Source organism: Streptomyces sp. NBC_01788 (assembly GCF_035917575.1).
In the GTDB taxonomy this organism is placed as follows: Bacteria; Actinomycetota; Actinomycetes; order Streptomycetales; family Streptomycetaceae; genus Streptomyces.
Genome location: NZ_CP109090.1, coordinates 858,166 through 875,755 on the forward strand (window position 1 = coordinate 858,166; position 17,590 = coordinate 875,755).

Annotated in this window: 14 protein-coding genes; 4 read left to right on the forward strand and 10 right to left on the reverse strand. The window is 72.1% G+C overall.

The annotated features are described in order from the left end of the window. Nucleotides 1-3: 3 nt before the first annotated feature. From OIE49_RS04050 to OIE49_RS04060, 3 genes are all read right to left on the reverse strand, one after another. A complete protein-coding gene (locus tag OIE49_RS04050) occupies nucleotides 4-2,724 on the reverse strand; it encodes an AAA family ATPase (protein ID WP_326801104.1) in 2,721 nt (906 codons plus the stop codon). Between the two features lie 120 nt (nucleotides 2,725-2,844). Next, the gene (locus OIE49_RS04055) at nucleotides 2,845-5,682 is read right to left on the reverse strand and encodes an ATP-binding protein (protein ID WP_326801105.1); all 2,838 of its coding nucleotides are present in this window, start codon (nucleotides 5,680-5,682) and stop codon (nucleotides 2,845-2,847) included. Continuing rightward, a complete protein-coding gene (locus tag OIE49_RS04060; protein WP_100571178.1) occupies nucleotides 5,682-6,128 on the reverse strand; it encodes a MarR family winged helix-turn-helix transcriptional regulator in 447 nt (148 codons plus the stop codon). Before OIE49_RS04060 ends, OIE49_RS04055 begins: the two co-directional genes overlap by 1 nt. A gap of 854 nt (nucleotides 6,129-6,982) precedes the next feature. On the opposite strand from OIE49_RS04060, the gene OIE49_RS04065 reads away from it, so the two are divergent. Both OIE49_RS04065 and OIE49_RS04070 read left to right on the forward strand, forming a co-directional pair. Beyond that, on the forward strand, nucleotides 6,983-9,298 hold the full coding sequence (locus OIE49_RS04065) for a chorismate-binding protein (protein ID WP_326801106.1): 2,316 nt from the start codon (nucleotides 6,983-6,985) through the stop codon (nucleotides 9,296-9,298). Between the two features lie 157 nt (nucleotides 9,299-9,455). Further along, a complete protein-coding gene (locus OIE49_RS04070) occupies nucleotides 9,456-10,832 on the forward strand; it encodes a glycosyltransferase (protein ID WP_326801107.1) in 1,377 nt (458 codons plus the stop codon). Nucleotides 10,833-10,958: 126 nt separating this feature from the next. Here the strand turns inward: OIE49_RS04070 and OIE49_RS04075 are convergent, their stop codons facing one another. Further along, a complete protein-coding gene (locus tag OIE49_RS04075) occupies nucleotides 10,959-11,546 on the reverse strand; it encodes a TetR family transcriptional regulator (protein ID WP_326801108.1) in 588 nt (195 codons plus the stop codon). Between the two features lie 217 nt (nucleotides 11,547-11,763). Between OIE49_RS04075 and OIE49_RS04080 the strand changes: the two genes are divergently transcribed. Further along, the gene (locus OIE49_RS04080) at nucleotides 11,764-12,435 is read left to right on the forward strand and encodes an NAD(P)H-binding protein (RefSeq protein WP_326801109.1); all 672 of its coding nucleotides are present in this window, start codon (nucleotides 11,764-11,766) and stop codon (nucleotides 12,433-12,435) included. 11 nt (nucleotides 12,436-12,446) lie between these two features. Here OIE49_RS04080 and OIE49_RS04085 read toward each other — a convergent pair whose 3' ends face one another. The 5 genes from OIE49_RS04085 to OIE49_RS04105 all read right to left on the reverse strand — a co-directional run bounded on the left by OIE49_RS04085 (nucleotide 12,447) and on the right by OIE49_RS04105 (nucleotide 16,012). Further along, nucleotides 12,447-12,923, reverse strand: coding sequence for a GNAT family N-acetyltransferase (locus OIE49_RS04085; protein WP_326801110.1), 477 nt, complete (start codon nucleotides 12,921-12,923; stop codon nucleotides 12,447-12,449). 46 nt (nucleotides 12,924-12,969) lie between these two features. Continuing rightward, nucleotides 12,970-13,731: an ABC transporter permease gene (locus OIE49_RS04090; RefSeq protein WP_326801111.1), complete on the reverse strand. Its 762-nt coding sequence runs from the start codon at nucleotides 13,729-13,731 to the stop codon at nucleotides 12,970-12,972. Continuing rightward, entirely contained in the window at nucleotides 13,728-14,702 is a 975-nt protein-coding gene (locus tag OIE49_RS04095; protein WP_326801112.1) for an ATP-binding cassette domain-containing protein, read from the reverse strand. The genes OIE49_RS04090 and OIE49_RS04095 overlap by 4 nt, the downstream gene beginning before the upstream one ends. Before the next feature lie 94 nt (nucleotides 14,703-14,796). After that, nucleotides 14,797-15,438: a PadR family transcriptional regulator gene (locus OIE49_RS04100; RefSeq protein WP_326801113.1), complete on the reverse strand. Its 642-nt coding sequence runs from the start codon at nucleotides 15,436-15,438 to the stop codon at nucleotides 14,797-14,799. A 25-nt stretch (nucleotides 15,439-15,463) separates the two neighbouring features. Beyond that, a complete protein-coding gene (locus OIE49_RS04105) occupies nucleotides 15,464-16,012 on the reverse strand; it encodes a DinB family protein (RefSeq protein WP_326801114.1) in 549 nt (182 codons plus the stop codon). 387 nt (nucleotides 16,013-16,399) lie between these two features. Here OIE49_RS04105 and OIE49_RS04110 point away from each other — a divergent pair, with 387 nt between their 5' ends. Further along, entirely contained in the window at nucleotides 16,400-17,056 is a 657-nt protein-coding gene (locus OIE49_RS04110; protein WP_326801115.1) for a DUF2238 domain-containing protein, read from the forward strand. A gap of 247 nt (nucleotides 17,057-17,303) precedes the next feature. Here OIE49_RS04110 and OIE49_RS04115 read toward each other — a convergent pair whose 3' ends face one another. Further along, nucleotides 17,304-17,474, reverse strand: coding sequence for a hypothetical protein (locus OIE49_RS04115; protein WP_326801116.1), 171 nt, complete (start codon nucleotides 17,472-17,474; stop codon nucleotides 17,304-17,306). Nucleotides 17,475-17,590 lie beyond the last annotated feature (116 nt).

Sequence of the window (17,590 nt, forward strand, 5' to 3'; positions counted from 1 at the left end):
CGTTCAGTGTCCTTCCATCGCGCGGACCAGTTCCCGCAGTTCCTGGCGCCCGTTGATCCGCAGCTTGCGGTAGACGCGGGCGAGCCGGAGTTCGACCGCACGGCTGGAGATCCCCAGAAGCGCGGCGATGTCGCGGTTGCTGCGGCCGCGGCCGGCGAGGAGCGCCGACTGCTGCTCGGCCTCCGAGAGGGCGTCCCAGCCGGGGACCGACACCGTTCCGGTGGCCGCTCCGGCCAGGGCGCGGGCCCTGACCGCCATGGGGGCGGCCGGGTGAGCGGCGGTGAGCGCGCTCAGTTCGGCGAGCGACAGGGCGGCCATCCGCCGGTCACCGCCGTTCTCGGTCATCTCCAGGGCGGTGTACTCCGCCAGGACCCGGGTGTACTCCGGGCCGGTGGGCGCCGAGCGCACCGCTCCCATGGCCGAGCGGATGCCCGTCAGGCGGTCCTCACGTCCGGCCACCAGCACAGCCGTCAACTGGGCCCAGGCGAGGGTGCTGCCCGTGCCCCAGCGCCGGGCGAGCGCCAGTTCCTGTTCGCTCAGCCGCCGCGCCTCGGCAGACTCGCCCAGGGTGTGGCAGGTCAGTGCCGTCAGCGAACGCCACGGTACCAGTGCGGAGTTGAGGTGATGACGGCTCAGCAGCCGACGGCCGCACTCCCGGAACTGGTCGCGCGCCTCGACGGGGTTGCCACCGCGCAGCGCGACCACGCCGCGCGCGAACAGCAGGCGGGGCCAGTGCTCGCTGTCCTCCGCGGCGGGTGGCAGGGGCGTGGCGGCACGCTCGCGTGCGACGTCCTCACGGCCGCTCTCCACGTCCACGATGGCGCGGATGCCGTACAGATGGGGCAGCAGGGCATCCGACCTGCCGAGCCGGCTCGCCCCCTGCTCGGCGGCCTCCAGGTCGCGATCGGCCTGGGCGTGCAGGCCTCGGCGGGTGTTGAGTTCACCGCGCAGGGCGAGGATCTGGGGGGCGGCGAGCCGGAGCCTGCTGCCGTCGAGTGCGCCGAGAAGCCGGTTCAGGCCGGACTCGGCGTCGTCGAGCGCGTCGGCGAGGCTGAGGGCCTTGCAGGCGGCCAGGACGGTCTGGACGAGCGGGCCGTCCGGCCGCCGGTCGTCGGCGAGGGCGGCCCGGGCCAGGCTCCCGACCTCGTCCAGGCTCTCGCCGTACAGGGCGAGTTGCCAGGCGCGCACGGCGGCCTGCGCGGGTGAGGCCGGGCGCTGTGGCAGCGGCGGCACCGTGGGTATGGTGGCCGCGCCGATCGCCTGACCGGTGGGGTCGGCGGCCCAGAAGAGCGCGAGCAGGTCGTCCCGTTCGGGCGCGGCCGCGGTGGTCAGCGCGTCGGCGAGCGACCGGCGCACCACGTCGGTGCCGCCACCGGTGAGGCCGAGGTCCGCGGCGTGCAGGCGTACGGCGGCGGGGGTCTGCGGTGTGCGGATCAGCCGCTCGATCCGCAGGTCGCCGGCCTCGGGTTCGGTGACCAGGTGGACGGCGGCCAGTTCGAGGCGGAGGCGGGCGCGCTCGCCGGGGTCCCGTTCCTCCTCCGCCGCGCGCGCCAGGAGCAGGGCGGCGCGGTCGTGCTCGCCCTCCCGTACGGCGTGGTCCGCCTCGCGTCGCAGGGTGTGGATCGCCCAGGCGGACCCGGTCGGGCGCGCGGCGAGCAGCAGGCCGGCCACGGCACGGTCCTCGGCTCCGGAGCGATGGGCGAGTTCGGCGGCCCGGACGTGCAGGTCGGCCCGGTCGTCGGCGGTCATCTCCTCCAGCACGCGGACCCGCAGGGCCGGGTCGACCGCGAGGCGGCCGTCCGGCAGCGCCCGGATTCCGGTGGTCCGGGTCAGGGCCACCCGCAGCCGGCGTTCGTTGAGTGAGCCGGCGTGGGCGAGCGTGCGCACGAGGGGGAAGTCGAGCAGGTCTCCGCAGACCGCCAGCACCCGCACCACGTCGCCCGCTTCGGCGCCGAGTGTCCGCACGGCGCTCATCAGGTGGTCGCCGAGGACGGCGGTGCCGGTCGTCCGCAGCACCGGCACCTTGGCCGCGGCCGGCCGGTGGCCGAGCGCGGCGAACCGCTGCAACAGGTCGTGCAGCACGGCTGGATGACCGTCGCTGATCCGGCCGGCCTCGGCCGTGAACGCCTCGTCCGCGCGTCCGCACACCCGGTTCACCTCGGCGGCGATCTCGTCCGGGGGCAGCGGTGCCAGGGTCAGGTGGTGGGCGGCCGGGCCGGGCACGGAGCCGAGCCGACCGGACCATCCGGGATCGGGCGCCGCCGCGTCGTCACCGCCGCACACCACCGCGAGCGGTGTCCCGGCGGATCTTCGCAGCAGCGCCTGGAGCCAGTGCAGCGACTCCCGGTCGAGCCGGTGCGCGTCCTCGACGGCCAGGACGGTCGGACACGTCCGTGCCGCGCGCAGCAGCGCGGCCAGCCCCGGAAAGGGCTCGTGCCGCGTCGGCCCCGGGGGCGCCGCCGTGGGGTCGAGCGGTTCGAGGAGTTGCGTGACCACTCCGTACGGCAGCTCCGACTCCGCCAGCGCCGCCCGGGCGCGCAACACGCGAAGGCCCGACGCGCCGGCCCGGTCGGCGGCCCAGCGCACCAGCGCGGACTGGCCGAGGCCGCTTCGGCCCGACAGTGTGACGAGCACCGGGCCCGAGGTGTCGAGCCCGTCGAGGACGGCCGTCATCATCGACCGCTCCCGCGCCCGGACGCGGGACGGTGGATCCTCGACGGCCACCGCCGACCGTGTGCGGTGCCACGCGTGGGGAGATGGGGTCCACCCCGTCATCCGTCCATCACCCTGTCTTCCTGCCCCCGTTCGTTTCTGCGGCGCGTGAATCCCCGACAGGACGGACCCTCACGCTCCTTCCAGCACCGGCCGGCCCGGCCAGGAGCCGCCGTGCACGGCGCGCAGCGCGTCCATGAGCTGGTCCCGTCGACGCACACCGAGCTTGCGGTAGACGTTGGTCAGATGGGACTCCACGGTGCGCACCGTGACGAACAGCCGTTGCGCGATCTGGCGGTTGCTCGCCCCGGACACCGCGAGACCGGCCACCTTGAGCTCAGTGGTGGTGAGCAGGCCTCCGGTCGGCGCGTCGGCGGCCTGGCCCATGCGTCCCCCGGCGGAGACCAGCAGGCTGCGGGCCGACTCCGCCAGCGCGAGCGCCCCGCAACCTCCCGCGATACCGGCCGCCTGGCGCAGCCGCTCCCGGGCGCCGGCCTCGTCGCCGTGCACCAGCAGGGCCCGGCCCAGCGCGTATTCGGCGCGGGCGTACGCGGACACCGCGGGCGACCGGGACAGTTCGTGGGCCGACTCGGCGAGCAGGTCGAGCCCGGCCCGGCCCGGTGTGAGGACGCCTGCGGCGAGGGCGGCGAGGCCGAGAGCGCGGGGCGTTCCCCAGCGGCGGGCGCGTTCGGCTCCCTGCTCGGCCAGTTGCCTGCCTTCGGCGGGCCGGATGGACGCGAGGATCAGGCAGCTGTCCACCCACCAGGAAGTCAGCACGGGGTTCAGCACACCGGCGGTCTCCTGCACGGCGCCGCACTCGCGCATCAGCCGCAGCGCCTGACGGGGGTGGCCGGTCGCCCAGCGGGTGCGGGCGCGGGTGTGCAGGTACACCAGGTAGGCGAGGGCCGAGCCGGTCGCCTCGCCGCGCCCGATCCGATCCAGCAGCCGCTCGGCCTGCTGCGGTTCGCCGCGGTCGACGAGCACCGACGCCAGCACCGCCCGTGCCGTCACCAGCCGGGCCTCGCAGTTCCTCCGGCCCACCGCGGCGATCGTCGCGCGGGCCTCCGCGGCGGCGTCGACGAGGGCTCCGTCACGGTGCAGCAGATGGGACCTCAGGGAGCCGGCGAGCACCCGGACCCAGGTCGTCGGTTCGTCGCCCGCGCTCCGCAGCATGGCGTCCAGCGCGGCGTGCGCCTCGGTGGTCTCGTCCGCGAGGACGAGTGTGGCGGCGGCGGTGAACCGCAGCCAGGGCGGCTGCTGGGGGGAGGTCGTCTCCAGCGCGCGCCGGGCGCCCTTCACGGCCGCCTCCCGGGAGTCGCCGGCCAACGCGGTGCGCAGCGCGGCCAGCGCCTCCGTCTGGTGCCGGTCGGTGCGCAGCCGGTACGAAGCCGTCACCAGGCCGCGGTGCTCCCGCGCCGCCCCGCCGGTCCCGCGCCGGCCCATGAGCAGCAGTACGGCCGCCACCTGGTCACGCAGGTGGGGGGCGCGCTCGGGGCCGGTCGTCAGGGCGTCCCAGGCGGTCTCCAGGGCGCCCACGATCTCCGCCCGGGAGGCCGCAGGGAGCGGTACGGTCAGGCAGGCCATGGCGAACTGGACCGCGATGCCGGCTCTTTCGCGTGTGTCGGCCGTGCCGGCGAGCGCCGCGCGGAACAGCGGAACGGAGCTCAGGGGGTCGCCGGGTGCCACGGCGAGCGCCAGCCCGAGTCGCGTCTCGATGTCGTCGGGCTCGGCCTCCAGGACCCGGCGCAGGCAGTCGGCGGCGTCGGCGAAGGCGCCGCGCTGCTCGGCCCGGGCGGCGGCGTCCCGCAGGACCGCGGTCATCCAGGGTTCCAGGACGCCCGGCATCCGCATCAGATGGCGGGCCACCTCTTCGGCGGGCCGGCCGGCGTCGCTGAGCAGCAGCGCGGCACGGGCGGGCATGTCGGCGGTCCGCTCGGTGCCGAGCGGTTCGCGCAGCGCGGAACGTACGGCCTCGTGCACCAGTGCGGTGCCGTCGGAGGTGAGGGCTCCCGCGTGGCGCAGCACGGCGATCGCCTCGTCGGCCTGCGCGCGGTCCACCTCCGCCAGTACCGCGAGGCGCTCCGGGGGCTGGGTGCCGCCGAGCAGCGCGACCGCCGTGGCGACGCCGCGGACCGCGGGCGACTCGCGGTCGAGCACACGCCGCACCGCCCGGGCGGCCATGCCGCCGCCGAGGTCCCATGCCTGGCGCGCTCCGGCCTCGTCCGGAGCGGCACCGCGCCTTCTGAGCTCGCGCAGCAGTCCTACGGCGGTGCGCGGGTTGCCGCCGGTGACCGCGGCGACGCGCTCGGCGAGCAGCGGGTGCACCGGCCCGCCGAAGACCTCTTCGGCGAGGCTGCCGACGGCGTCGGTGCCGAGCGGCCCGAGGTGTGTCACGGACACCGCGGGGTGGGCGAGGAGGTCGGCCCAGGCCCGGGGAGCGCGCGGTTCGGCGCCGGAGCCGCGGGCGAGGACCACGAGAAGCGGTTGCCCGGCTGCCCGCCGCATCAGGAACTCCAGCCAGCGCAGGGAGTGTTCGTCGCAGTGGTGGGCGTCGTCGAGCACGAGCAGCAGTGGCCGCTTCGCAGTGAGCCGCAGCACGTGCCCGACAAGCCGGCGGAACACCGGGTAGGCCGTGGTGAGGGCGAACTGCTGGGCGTCCCCGGGACCGGGCAGGATCATGGCCGGGCTGTCCGTGCCTGGTTCCGGCTCCCGGCGGTCCGGGGCCGGTGCGCCCGCCGGCGTGAACAGCGCCCTCAGCCCCGCGTAGGCCCCGGCGCCTCCGGCCGCCTCGCCGCAGTGGGCCCGCAGCACCGTCATGTCCCGGCAGGCGGGGGCACGCAGCAGGGCGTCGAGGAGAACCGTCTTGCCGTAGCCGGGCGGCGCGGTCAGGACGACGCACCCCGTTTCGCCGCGGCGTGCGGCGGCCGCCCCGGCGCCGAGTGCGGTCAGCTCGTTGTCGCGGCCGTGCATCACGTCGTACTCCGGAGGCGGTCGAGCAGATCGTCCAGGACGGCCAGGTCGTCCTCGCTGAACTTCGCGAAGGAGGCCCGCAGGTTGCGTACGTGCCCGACAGCGGCCCGGGCGAGGATGTCGTGCCCGGCGTCGGTGATGGCGGCGTAGGCGATCCGCCGGTCCCTGAGGCAGGGGCAGCGCTCGACGTAGCCGGCCGCCTGGATCCGGTCGATCAGCCTGGTGACCCCGCCGGTGGTCAGGGCGATCTGGTCGGCCAACGCACTCATGGACAACTGACCTCTCTCCGCGCGGGCGAGCCGTATCAGCACCTCGAACCAGAGGTGGGGCAGGCCGACTTCCGTCTGCATGGCCGTACCCAGGCGCCGCTCCAGATGACAGTGGGTCTCCACGAGACGGCCGAACGTGGTGATGAGGGGGTGGTCGATCAGGTCCGAGGAAGGCACTCAAAGATTCTATGCCAGAACAGTTGTGCAGTCAGCTATTGCCAAGTCAGAGACATGCGGTTCACGTGCGAATGTCCGGCCGAACAGCATTACGCGCCGATGTCTGTGTTCGCACGAGTCGGACCCTCATGTCCAGTGGCCCGCTTTGCGAAAGTCAACGAGTGTCCACATGGCCGGCGGCGGGATGTCGTACGGTGCGCGCGGACCCCCGGGACCGACCGGAAAACGCTCGCCGGGTCCGTCATTCGCCGGGTACCGCGGCCCGGTGCCGACCCGGCCACCCCGACGGCGAGAGGGCACCCACCGAGCCGGAAGGCGTGACCCGCATCACCCCGCCAACGCGCCACCCATACACCGCTCCACCTGCCCCGACCGCGCACTCGACACTAGGGAATTTCCGGTGGTGCGCATGAGATCACATAGGGAGGCGATACACGCCCGGACCGGAAGGAGCGGGAGTCCGATGAGAACCACGGGATCGTCGAACCACCCCCGCCGCACTCGGGCTTCCGCGCGAGTCCACACCCTGAAATTCGAGCCCGGATAGGCACCTGAGTTCCCGACAGCAAATACCTTCGGATGGATCGCGCTTAAACTGCTCAATTTCGCCCACCCGGTTCCTCTCAGAGAGTGGAACCGCCTTGCCACGCTGTCAAGAATAGGGACTGCCCGAGCGGTGCCCGCTTGATGACCGAATTGCACTCGGCCGGAATCAACACACTTCTCTCACCCTCCGGAACCCGAGCCACCCAATCCGCAGCACGGGGACCGACGCATGCCCCGGTTCCGGCTGACGACGCTCTCCCTCCGACGCCCTGGTCCCGGTCCCCACACCAGTGGAGCGAGGACCCGCGATGCGCACTCTGCTCGTCGACAACGACGATTCCTTCACCCACAACCTGTTCCACCTCCTCGCAGAGGTGAACGACAGGGAGCCCCAGATCGTTCGATTCGACGATCCCTCCTGGCGCCCCGGACTGCTGAGGGGCTTCGACAACGTGGTGCTCTGCCCCGGCCCGGGCACCCCGCACGACCGCCTGGGCAACGCCGTCAGTGCCGAGATCTGCCGTCAGGACCGGCTGCCCGTCCTCGGCGTGGGTCTCGGCCACCAGACGATCGCGCTGCTGCACGGCGGCGCGGTGAGCCGGGCCCCCTGGCCGCACCACGGACGCATCTCACCCGTGCGGCACACCGGTGCCGGGCTCCTGCGGCATCTGCCCAACCCCCTGGAGGTCGTCCGCTACCACTCGTTCGCGGTCACCGGCCTCTCCCCCGCCCTGGAGCCCACCGCCTGGGCGACGGACGACGGTGTGGTCATGGCGCTGCGCCACCGGAGCCTGCCGCTGTTCGGAGTGCAGTTCCACCCGGAATCCGCCGGAACGGACACGGGTCGTCAACTGCTGGCCGCCTTCGGTGAACTGACCGAGCGGCACCACGCATCACGCCGCGGGCCCACCCTGTTCGCCTCCGGACCGTCCCTGCTCACCGCCGGGCCACGCAAGGCCGCGGCGGTCAACACCGGGGCGGGTGAGAGATCGGCGGCCGCCGCAGGTACGAGAAGGGCACCGGCGGTCACCGCAGGTGCCGGAAGGACGCCGGTACGGCTCCCGGGCGCCGGCCGGTCGCGGCCGCCGGGCCGCCGGCTGCGGGTGCTGGCAGAACGGCTGGAGACGCGCTGGGAGGCGGAGACGGTCTTCGACCACCTGTTCCGCTCCGGTGACCATCCCTTCTGGCTGGACAGCAGCAAAACGGACGGCGGACCTGGCCGGGTCTCCGTCCTCGGCAACGCGGACGGGCCGCTCGCCCGGGTGGCCACCGCGAACGTGGTCAGGGGCACCGTCACCGTGCGGGCGCAGGGTACGGCGCCGGAGGTGGTCCGCAGTCCGTTCCTGCGCCTGCTCGACGAGGATCTGCGGTCCCTGACGGTGGAGGCCCCGAAGCTGCCGTTCGACTTCGCGCTCGGCTGGGTCGGCTGCCTGGGCTACGAGTTGAAGGCCGAGTGCGGCGGAACACGGGCACACCGGTCACCGGCAGCGGACGCCGTCATGGTCTTCGCCGACCGTGCCGTCGTCCTCGACCACGGCACGGACACCACGTATCTGCTCGCCCTGGCCGAGGAAGGGGACGAGGGCCCCGCCCGGTCCTGGCTGACCTTCGCCTCGGCCCGGCTTGCAGCGCTGCCGCCGACGCCCGTTCCGCCCGCCCCGGGCGCCCGCTTCCCGGCACCTTCCCGGCCGGTTCGGCCGCGTCTGCGGCTGCGTCACGAGCGCGAGAGGTACCTCAAGCTCGTCGCGGCCTGCCAGGAGGAACTGGCCTCGGGGCAGGCCCATGCGCTCTTTCTCGCCAACATGGTCGAGGCCAGGACGGACCTCGACCCATGGCAGGCGTACCGCGTCCTGAGGCGGCTCGCCCCGGCGCCGTTCGGAGCGTTCCTCGGGTTCGGCGCGCTGTCCGTGCTCAGCTCCGCCCCGGAGCGTTTCCTGCGCGTCGACCGACAGGGGTGGGCGGAGTCCACGGTCACCAACGGCTCCCGTCCCCGCGGGAGCACGCCGGAGGAGGACGCTCTGCTGATCGCGGACCTCGCCACCAGTGAGCCGGAACGGGCCGCGCATCTGACCCTCGTCGACCTGGCACGGCACGATCTGGGTTCCCGCGCCGAGGCGGGCGCCGTCACCGTCGATCCGCTGTTCGACGTGGTGACGTGCCCCGAGGGTCACCGTCTGGTGAGCACGGTCAGGGCGCGGCTGCGCCAGGACACCACGGCCGTGGCGGCGTTCCGTTCGGCGTTCCCGGGCGGTTCCGTGACCGGCGCCCCCAGGCCGGGGACGATGCGGGCCCTGGACCGGCTGGAGAGCGGGCCGCGCGGCATCCACACCGGGGCGATCGGCTACTTCTCCCTTTCGGGAGCGGCCGACTTCGGCCTCGCCACCCGCACCGCGGTGTTCAACGGCCACCGGCTGCGCTACGGCATCGGAGGCGCCGTCACCGCGCCGTGCGACCCGGACGCCGTGTTCGAGCAGACCGCGCGCGAGGCCGGGCCACTGCTGTCCCTCCTGGGCGCCCGGTTCCCCGGCCATGGCACACCGGAGCCCTCCGGCGTCGGCCCGCACGGCTCGCGCGGCGCCGCTTCCAGGGCTTTTCCGGGTGCCGCGACCGAATACGGGCGCTGAACACGGGCGCGACGGGCTCCGCCGGCAGCCCCGTCCGGCACCCGGCGGGAGGTCTAAGGATCTTCCGGCATCCGGCATGAGATCACAGTGCGGGGCGATGATCGCCCAGGGAGTCGCTCCCGACCCGCGGCCACCGACGAAAGGCGCAAGGCACTTGATGGAATCCGCCCGACGGCCGATCCTGTTCGTCAGTCTCCCCGAGTGCGGTCTGCTGAACCCGCTGCTGGTGCTGGCCGGTGAACTCTCCCGCCAGGGCGTGGAGGACCTGTGGTTCGCCACCGACGAGCCCCGCAGGGAGGACGTGTGCGGGACGGTGCGCCGCACGCCGGTCCGGTTCGCCTCCCTCGGCGAGGTGATTCCGGAGCTGTCGGCCGTGACCTGGCCCGACGACGTCTACCGTGAGGTCACGCAGCCCTCCCGTTTCCGGGCCCATCGCGCGGTCATCAGGCAGTCCTACAAGCCCGTCCTCCAGGCCGAGAAGTTCCGCCGGCTCCAGGAGATCGTCGACGAGGTCCGGCCGACGCTCATGGTCGTCGACTGCATGAGCGGGTTCGCCGTGGACCTGGCGGTGTCCAGGGACATCCCGTTCGTGCTGAGTGTGCCGTTCCTGCCCAGCAACGTGCTGACCTCACACCATCCCCTCACCAAGGGGCACACCCCGCGTGACTTCCCGGTCCCGCACTCGGGGCTGCCGCGCCGCATGAACCTGGCGCAGCGGGTGGCCAACCAGCTGTTCAAGCTCCGCACCCTGGCCATGTTCTTCAACCCGGCCATGGGAAGAGTGCTCCAGGAGGACGCCCGTATCCGCAAGAAGCTGGGGCTTCCGCCGCCGAACCCGATGACACGGATCGACAAGGCCGAGCTGGTGCTGTGCAACTCGGTCGCGGAGCTGGACTATCCGTTCGACATCCCGGAGAAGGTGCGCCTCGTCGGCGCGGTGCTGCCGCCCCTGCCGGAGACCACCGGAGACGATCCGGTACGCAAGTGGCTCGACGACCAGTCGTCCGTCGTCTACATGGGCTTCGGCACCATCACCCGGCTGACCCGGGAGCAGGTGGGCTCCCTCGTGGAGGTGGCTCGCCGGCTCGCGGACGAGCACCAGGTGCTGTGGAAGCTGCCCGCCGAACAGCAGCATCTGCTGCCGCCGGCCGGCGAACTGCCGCACAACCTGCGCATCGAGAGCTGGGTGCCCTCCCAGCTCGACGTCCTCGCGCACCCGGCCGTCAAGGCGTTCTTCACCCACGGCGGCGGCAACGGCTTCCACGAGGGCCTCTACTTCGGCAAGCCGCTGGTCGTACGCCCCCTGTGGGTCAACTGCTACGACCAGGCGGTACGCGGCCTGGACTCCAGGGTCTCCCTGACCCTCGACCACCCGGAGACCATCGCCGTCGACGACGTCGTGGACAAACTCACCCGGGTCCTGACCGAGCCGTCCTTCCACGAGAACGCGGAACGGATCGGCGCGCTGCAACGTGCCGCGGGCGGCCGCACGGCCGCCGCCGACCTGATCCTCGGTCTGCCGGCCCTGGTCTGATGGACAGCGACTCCCGGCACCGGGCCCTCCCTCGACGGCCGGCACCGCACCGCCTGACGCGGACCGGCGGGGGCGCGGGCGATGCGCGCCCCCTTGCGGCGTTCCCCAGTGAGGGACCGGACGGTGTTACGAGCCCTCAGCGGTCCTCTGACTGATCCGGCGGGCTGCCTCGACGACTGCGGAGCGGTGCAGGGCCAGTCGCTCCGGCGACCAGGAGTGGCCGACCTGTCCGGGGTCGCCGTCCTCGGCGGCCCAGAACCACGCCTGGGCCATGGCGAGGACCATGGTCAGGAGATCGTCCGGCTGCATCCCCGGGGCGAGAACGCCGCGCTGCTGTGCGTCGGCCACGCCCGCGACCTTGCGCCGGAAGGCGTCCGGTTCGGGCCCGGTGACGGAGGGGCGTTCCAGCAGCTTCCACAGTCGCAGGCGCATCAGGTCCGGCCGGGCGACGAGGTGGTCGAAGATCGCGCCGGCGTATCCGGGCAGGTCCTCGACGTCGAACGGGACCGACTCGGCACCCTCTGTCATCGCCCGTTGCAGCACCGCGTCGAACAACTGCTCCTTGTTGCCGAAGTAGACGTAGATCAGGCGCTTGTTCGCACCTGCCGCCTCGGCGATCCGGTCCACTCGGGCGCCGGCGATGCCGTAGGCGGCGAATTCGGTGAACGCCGCGTCGAGCAGCCTGGCCTTGGTGGCGCTGGAGTTCCGAGGCATGGTCGCCACCATAGCAAGTAACTATCCAGTTATTGACACCTGCGTGCGCCTACCCCTACGCTTATACCTATCCAGTTAGATACCGATGCCGCGATCGAGGCGGTGGCGCCGCACGGCGTGGTCATCGACGACCGCTACGCACCCGAGTTCATGGGCGCGCTGGGCGGCTGAGCCCGCTGTAACGGACCTGAACCCTCCCCCCACCTGGAGTCTGCTCGTGAAAGTCGTCATCTTCGGCGCATCCGGCATGGTCGGACAGGGCGTACTGCGCGCCTGCCTCCTCGACCCCGCCGTCACTCGTGTGCTGGTGGTGGTCCGCAGCCCGTTGGACATCAGCCATCCCAAGCTGCGGGAAGTCATCCACCAGGACTTCACCGATCTGTCCGCCATCTCCGAGCAACTGGCGGGTCACGATGCCTGCTTCTACTGTCTTGGCATGTCCTCCTCCGGCCGCCGCGAGGCCGAGTACACCCGCGTCACCTACGACTACGCCCTCGCTGCCGCGCGTGCCGTGTCCGCGTCCAGCCCCGGACTGACCTTCACCTATGTCTCAGGAGAGGGCACCGACAGCAGCGAAAGCGGCCGGACCATGTGGGCCCGCGTCAAGGGCCGCACCGAGAACGCCCTGCTGGCGATGCCGATGGACGCGTACATGTTCCGCCCCGCCTATATCCGCCCCCGCCACGGAGCGGTCTCCAGGACCCCGGTGTACCGCGTCCTCTACGCCCTCACCTCCTGGCTCTACCCGCTGCTGAACCGCCTCGCTCCCCGTCACACCACGACCACCGAACACATCGGCCGCGCCATGCTCGCCGTCACCCGCCCCGGGGCGGTCGAGGAGCGGATCCTGTACAGCCCGGAGATCAACCGACTGGGCGGCGAGAGATGAGCGACGACCTCCTACTCGCCAACGGCAACCCTTGACGACCGAGCGGGCAGCGCCTTCTCGTAGCACACCGACAGCGGATCCTCGTCGTGCGGCGAATAGTTGGCGATCCTGCGGTACCCGGTCCGCTCGTACAGGCGCATCGCGGCGGGCTGCCGCACTCCCGTCTCCAAGCGCACCAACCGGCCGCCGAGCCCCGAGGCGAGTTGCTCGGCCTCGGCCAGCAGCAGGTCCGCCACTCCCGTTCCCCGGGCGGCCGGGGAGACGAACATCCGCTTGAGCTCCCATATCTCGGCACCGATCGGCTGCACCGCACAACAGCCCACCGCCTGGTCGTCCTTTCGAGCCAGCAGATACCGGGCCACCGAAGCCAGCGGAGCGGGCTGGACGTCGGGAGGAAGCTCGTACACGGGAATCAGTTCCGCCGTCATCGCATCGACCAATGAGCGCAGAGCGGGGTCATCGGCCATACAGGAAGAAACGATCAACATCGCGCCATCCTCACACCACCCTCCGCTCTCCCGCTACGGACAGGTCCTAGCGGCCCAGCCGCGCGAATCTCCGTACCGCCAGCGGGGAGAACACCGCTAGCAGCGCCAAGGGCCAGGCGACGGCCGCCGACACGTGGCCCGGCTCGCCGCCGGGGCTGCCGAACAGGTCGCGTACGGCCGTGGCCGTGTGGGACATCGGGTTCCACTGGACGACCGCGCCGAGCCAGCCGGGCATGGACCCGGGCACGGCGAAGGCGTTGGACAGGAAACCGACCGGCCAGACCAGGATCTGCACCGCCTGCACCAGTTCGGGCTTCCCCGCCACCAGCGCCAGGTGGATGCCGATCCACAGCATCGCGAACCGGAACAGCAGGAGCAGTCCGACGGCGCCCAGGAATCCGGCCGGGCCGCCGTCGCCGCGCCAGCCGAGCGCGGCGGCGACGGCCAGGAGCACCGCCAGGCCGATCGCCGACTGCAGCATGTCGGCGGCGCAACGACCCACCAGGACCGCGCCGTTGGCCATGGGCATCGAGCGGAAGCGGTCGACGACGCCCTTGTTCAGGTCCTGGGTGACGGCGACCATCGTGCCCTCCAGGCCGAAGGCCATCGTGAGGGCGAGCATGCCGGGGACCAGGTAGTCGAGGTAGTCGCCGCCCACCCCCCGGCCGCCGCCGACCAGGTAGCCGAACATCAGCAGCAGCATCACGGGGAAGACCAGGTTCACCACCACCGTCACCGGCTGCCGCCCCCAGCGGGCGAGTTCGCGGCGGGTCATGGTCCAGGAGTCGGTCAGTGCGTGGGCGGTCACGCGGTCTCCTTCACTCGGTCGTCGTGTCCGGTGAGCCTCAGGAACACCTCGTCGAGCGTCGGACGCCTGAGCGCGATGTCCTCGGCCTGGATGCCGGCCTCCTCCAGAGCGCGGACGATCCCGGCCAGGGCCGCCATGCGGTCGGCGACCGGGGCGCTCAGCAGCCGGCGGTCGGTGTCCACGGTGATCCGGTCCTCCGGTACGGGCAGCAGCGCGACGGCCGCGCCCAACTGCCCGGCGTCGCGCAGGACGACGTCGACGCGGTCGCCGCCGACGGCCGCCTTGAGCTCGTCCGCCGTGCCGTCGGCGATGACCCGGCCGGCGTCCACGACCGAGACACGGTCGGCGAGTTGGTCGGCCTCCTCCAGGTACTGGGTGGTGAGCAGGACGGTGGTACCGCCGTCGACCAGGGAACGGACCGAGTCCCACACCTCCGCGCGGCCGCGCGGGTCGAGACCGGTGGTGGGTTCGTCCAGGAAGAGCACCTCCGGTTCGGTGATCAGGGAAGCGGCGAGGTCCAGGCGGCGCCGCATGCCTCCGCTGTACTGCCGTACCGCCTTGCCGCCGGTTTCGGTCAGGCCGAAGCGCGCCAGGAGTTCGTCGGCACGCGCGCGTGCGCGTCGCCCGCCCAGGTGATGCAGGCGGCCGAACAGTTCCAGGTTCTGCCGGCCGCCGAGTTCCTCGTCGAGTGCCGCGTGCTGGCCGAGCAGACCGATGCGCAGGCGTACCGCGTACGCCTCGCGCACCACGTCGTGGCCCGCCACCTCGATCCGGCCCGCGTCGGGCCGCACCAGCGTGGACAGGATCCGGACCAGGGTGGTCTTGCCCGCGCCGTTCGGGCCGAGCACCCCGTGCACCGTGCCGCGCGCGACCGTGAGGTCGAGTCCGTCCAGCGCGGCCCTGCCGTTCTTCGTGTTCTTCCCGCCGTATGTCTTGCGTGCTTCCTCGACGAGGATCGCCGCCTCGGCCACTGGGACTCCCTTGCTAGTCAAACTTGACTACAGGCGCACGAAGGTAAGCGCTTCGGATTCATTAGTCAAACTTGATCAACGCACGACGAGCACCTCAGCGCTCGTCCCCCGGGTGCCGCTCCCCCGTCGCGTACGGGTTCTCCTGACCCTCGGTCAGGACACCGACGAACGGCTCACCCTCCCCGGCGAAGGTGTAGGCACCGGCCTCGATCCGCCCGATCAGCCCCCTGGTCCACTCGGCCTCGGCGTCGGCCGTGTGCACCCACAGGTTCATGATCTCGCCGATGTGGCCCAGCGGTTCGGGCCCGCCCTCGGGCACGTAGTGCCCGGTGACCGCGGCCCGCCACTCGTCGATGCGCCGGATCCGCTCCTTGAGCAGCGCCGTCGCCTCGTGCCGCGGCAGATCGACGACGAAGCCGATGGCCGCCGACTTCACGTCCATCTTCTGGTCGTAGGCGACGAGGGCCTCCCGCAGCAGCGTGAAGAACTCCTCGTCGCCCGCCGCGGTGATCTCGTACTCGGTGCGCGGGGGGCCGCCGGCCGTCGAGGGAGCGATCTCGTGCGCGTGCAGCAGTCCTTGCTTCGCCATCTGCTTCAGGGCGTGATAGACCGAGCCGGGCTTGGCATTGGACCACTCGTGCGCGCCCCAGTACTCCAGGTCGTTGCGCACCTGGTAGCCGTGGGCCCGCCCGTGCTGGCGGACCGCCCCGAGCACGAGAAGACGGATCGCTGACATGCGGTCCAGCGTAGGACGCCGCAGCTCACTCGCCGGAACTGCCCCGCTCCCTGGCGACCAGTTCGAAGGCCGTGGCCCCGTCGAGGGATTCGCGGATGATGTCGGCGTGACCCGCGTGCCGCGCGGTCTCGCGGATCAGATGCAGGGCCAGCCAGCGCATGGAGACACGCCCCTCGGGCGGGAACCAGGGCTGGGACGGCAGCGGGAAGGTGTCGTCGAGACTGGGCACCGCACGGAGGAACGCCTCCGTCTCGGCTGCGACCTTCTCCCAGTAGGCCAGTTGCGAGGCGACGGTCTCGTCGCCGGCCAGTTGGAAACACTCGTGCCAGTTGGACTCGTCCCGATCGACCGCCGGCGCCTCCTGTTTGGCACGCGCGATCCAGCTCTGCTCGACCTCGGCCACGTGCTTGACCAGCCCGCCCAGCGAAAGGCCGCTGGCACTGGGCCGCGACGCGGCCTGCTCCTCCGTGAGGCCGAGCACCGACCGGCGGATACCGCCGCGCTGCTCCTCGATGAACGCCAGCAGCGCTCCACGCTCGTCGCCGTGTACCTCGGCGGAAACGCGAGTGACCATGTCCGGCCGCCTTTCGTCGATTCGCGCCGGGGCTTCTGCCCCGGCCCGAACGACGCTACGGGTCATTGAGGTCAGATCCTGTCCTCAATGATCCAATGTCCCACCCAATGTCCCACCCAATGTCCCACCCAATGTCCCACCCAATGGCCCACCCAATGGCCCGGTGATCCAATGGCCCGGTGATCCAATGGCCCGGTGATCCAATGGCCCGGCACCGGAGAAATTCCGCAGGCCGACCCGGTCTGCGCCCGGGCTCCGGCCGAAGGTGTCCCGCCCCCAGAACGGGATGAGTAGCGGTACTCATCACGCCGTACCGGCGCCGCGCCAGGATGAGGGGACCTGTCACGCTCCTGCTGCGAGGAGCGTCCTACGGCGAGGAGTCCGCCCATGTCCGCCCCGACCCTGCCCGCACCGGCACGCCCCACCCCCTGGCGCGTTCCGCCCCTCCTGCTCGCCGGGATCGTGGTGGCCGGGATGATCGTGTCGGGCTGGGCCCCGCGCGACCGCGTCACCTGGCTGCTGGAGACCGTGTGGGTGATCGTCGGGCTGCCGCTGGTCGTGCTGGCATGGCGGCGTTTCCCGCTCACCGACCTGCTGTGCTGTCTGCTCGCCGTGCACGCGCTGGTGCTGGCGACGGGCGGCCACTACACCTACGCGGAGGTGCCCCTCGGCGACTGGATCCGGGACACCTTCGGCCTCCAGCGCAATCCGTACGACCGCCTGGGCCACCTGATGCAGGGCTTCGTGCCCGCGGTGCTGGTACGGGAACTGCTCAGCCGCACCTCCCCACTGCGCGGCAACCGCTGGCTGGCGCCGCTCACGGTGTGCGCGTGCCTCGCGTTCAGCGCGCTCTTCGAACTGTTCGAGTGGGCGGCGGCCGTGATCGGCGGCCACGGCGCGGACGCGTTCCTCGCCACTCAGGGCGATGTGTGGGACACCCAATGGGACATGTTCTGCGCGCTGATCGGGGCCACTGTCTCGGTGCTGCTGCTCAGCCGCCTCCACGACCGCCGGATGGCGGTCCTGGAGGCCGCGGCGCGCTAGCGACCGCGACCGGGAAGGTGGCACGTCGTGCCGACGACCGGGGGCGGGAAGTGGGTGCGCGCCGCGGTACCGGGCGGCCACGCGTGATCATCCACGAACACAGGCTTCGGGCTGGTCAGCTGCAAGGCGTCAAGGGCTCATAGGGGGATGAGCGGCGAGGGCAGGTCCGCGCCCAAGTGGCCGGCGGTCGAACGGCGTTGAGGAACTCTCGGCTTTCCAGGGGAAAATGGGCGATGTCGCCCATGCGTCACGGCCGCGGGGCAGCGACGCCCTGGAGCAAAATGTCCAGTTCTGCGACACCCTTGCGGGTCGCCCCGCGCGTGGACTCGCACAGGGCCCGGGCATCGGCCTTGAACTCGTCGCGGAACGGCGACAGGAGCCCTGGGCCGGACATGGCGCGGCCTGCCGCCGCACCCATCGGATCGGCTCACCTCCGGTTATGCCGCCACCCGCACCGGCGTCGGGCGAGCCGGGTTTCGGATAACAGTTTGCCAAGTGTTGGCCCCGCGGCCTTTTTTCGGACGCATCTATGCG

What these genes read in the sequence shown, in the direction of transcription:
- OIE49_RS04110 (WP_326801115.1), top strand. Translation starts at nt 16,400, where the DNA reads ATGTCCGCCCCGACCCTGCCCGCACCGGCACGCCCCACCCCCTGGCGC.
- OIE49_RS04115 (WP_326801116.1), bottom strand. Translation starts at nt 17,474, where the DNA reads ATGGGTGCGGCGGCAGGCCGCGCCATGTCCGGCCCAGGGCTCCTGTCG.
- OIE49_RS04075 (WP_326801108.1), bottom strand. Translation starts at nt 11,546, where the DNA reads ATGCCTCGGAACTCCAGCGCCACCAAGGCCAGGCTGCTCGACGCGGCG.
- OIE49_RS04065 (WP_326801106.1), top strand. Translation starts at nt 6,983, where the DNA reads ATGCGCACTCTGCTCGTCGACAACGACGATTCCTTCACCCACAACCTG.
- OIE49_RS04055 (WP_326801105.1), bottom strand. Translation starts at nt 5,682, where the DNA reads ATGCACGGCCGCGACAACGAGCTGACCGCACTCGGCGCCGGGGCGGCC.
- OIE49_RS04070 (WP_326801107.1), top strand. Translation starts at nt 9,456, where the DNA reads ATGGAATCCGCCCGACGGCCGATCCTGTTCGTCAGTCTCCCCGAGTGC.
- OIE49_RS04100 (WP_326801113.1), bottom strand. Translation starts at nt 15,438, where the DNA reads ATGTCAGCGATCCGTCTTCTCGTGCTCGGGGCGGTCCGCCAGCACGGG.
- OIE49_RS04105 (WP_326801114.1), bottom strand. Translation starts at nt 16,012, where the DNA reads ATGGTCACTCGCGTTTCCGCCGAGGTACACGGCGACGAGCGTGGAGCG.
- OIE49_RS04085 (WP_326801110.1), bottom strand. Translation starts at nt 12,923, where the DNA reads ATGTTGATCGTTTCTTCCTGTATGGCCGATGACCCCGCTCTGCGCTCA.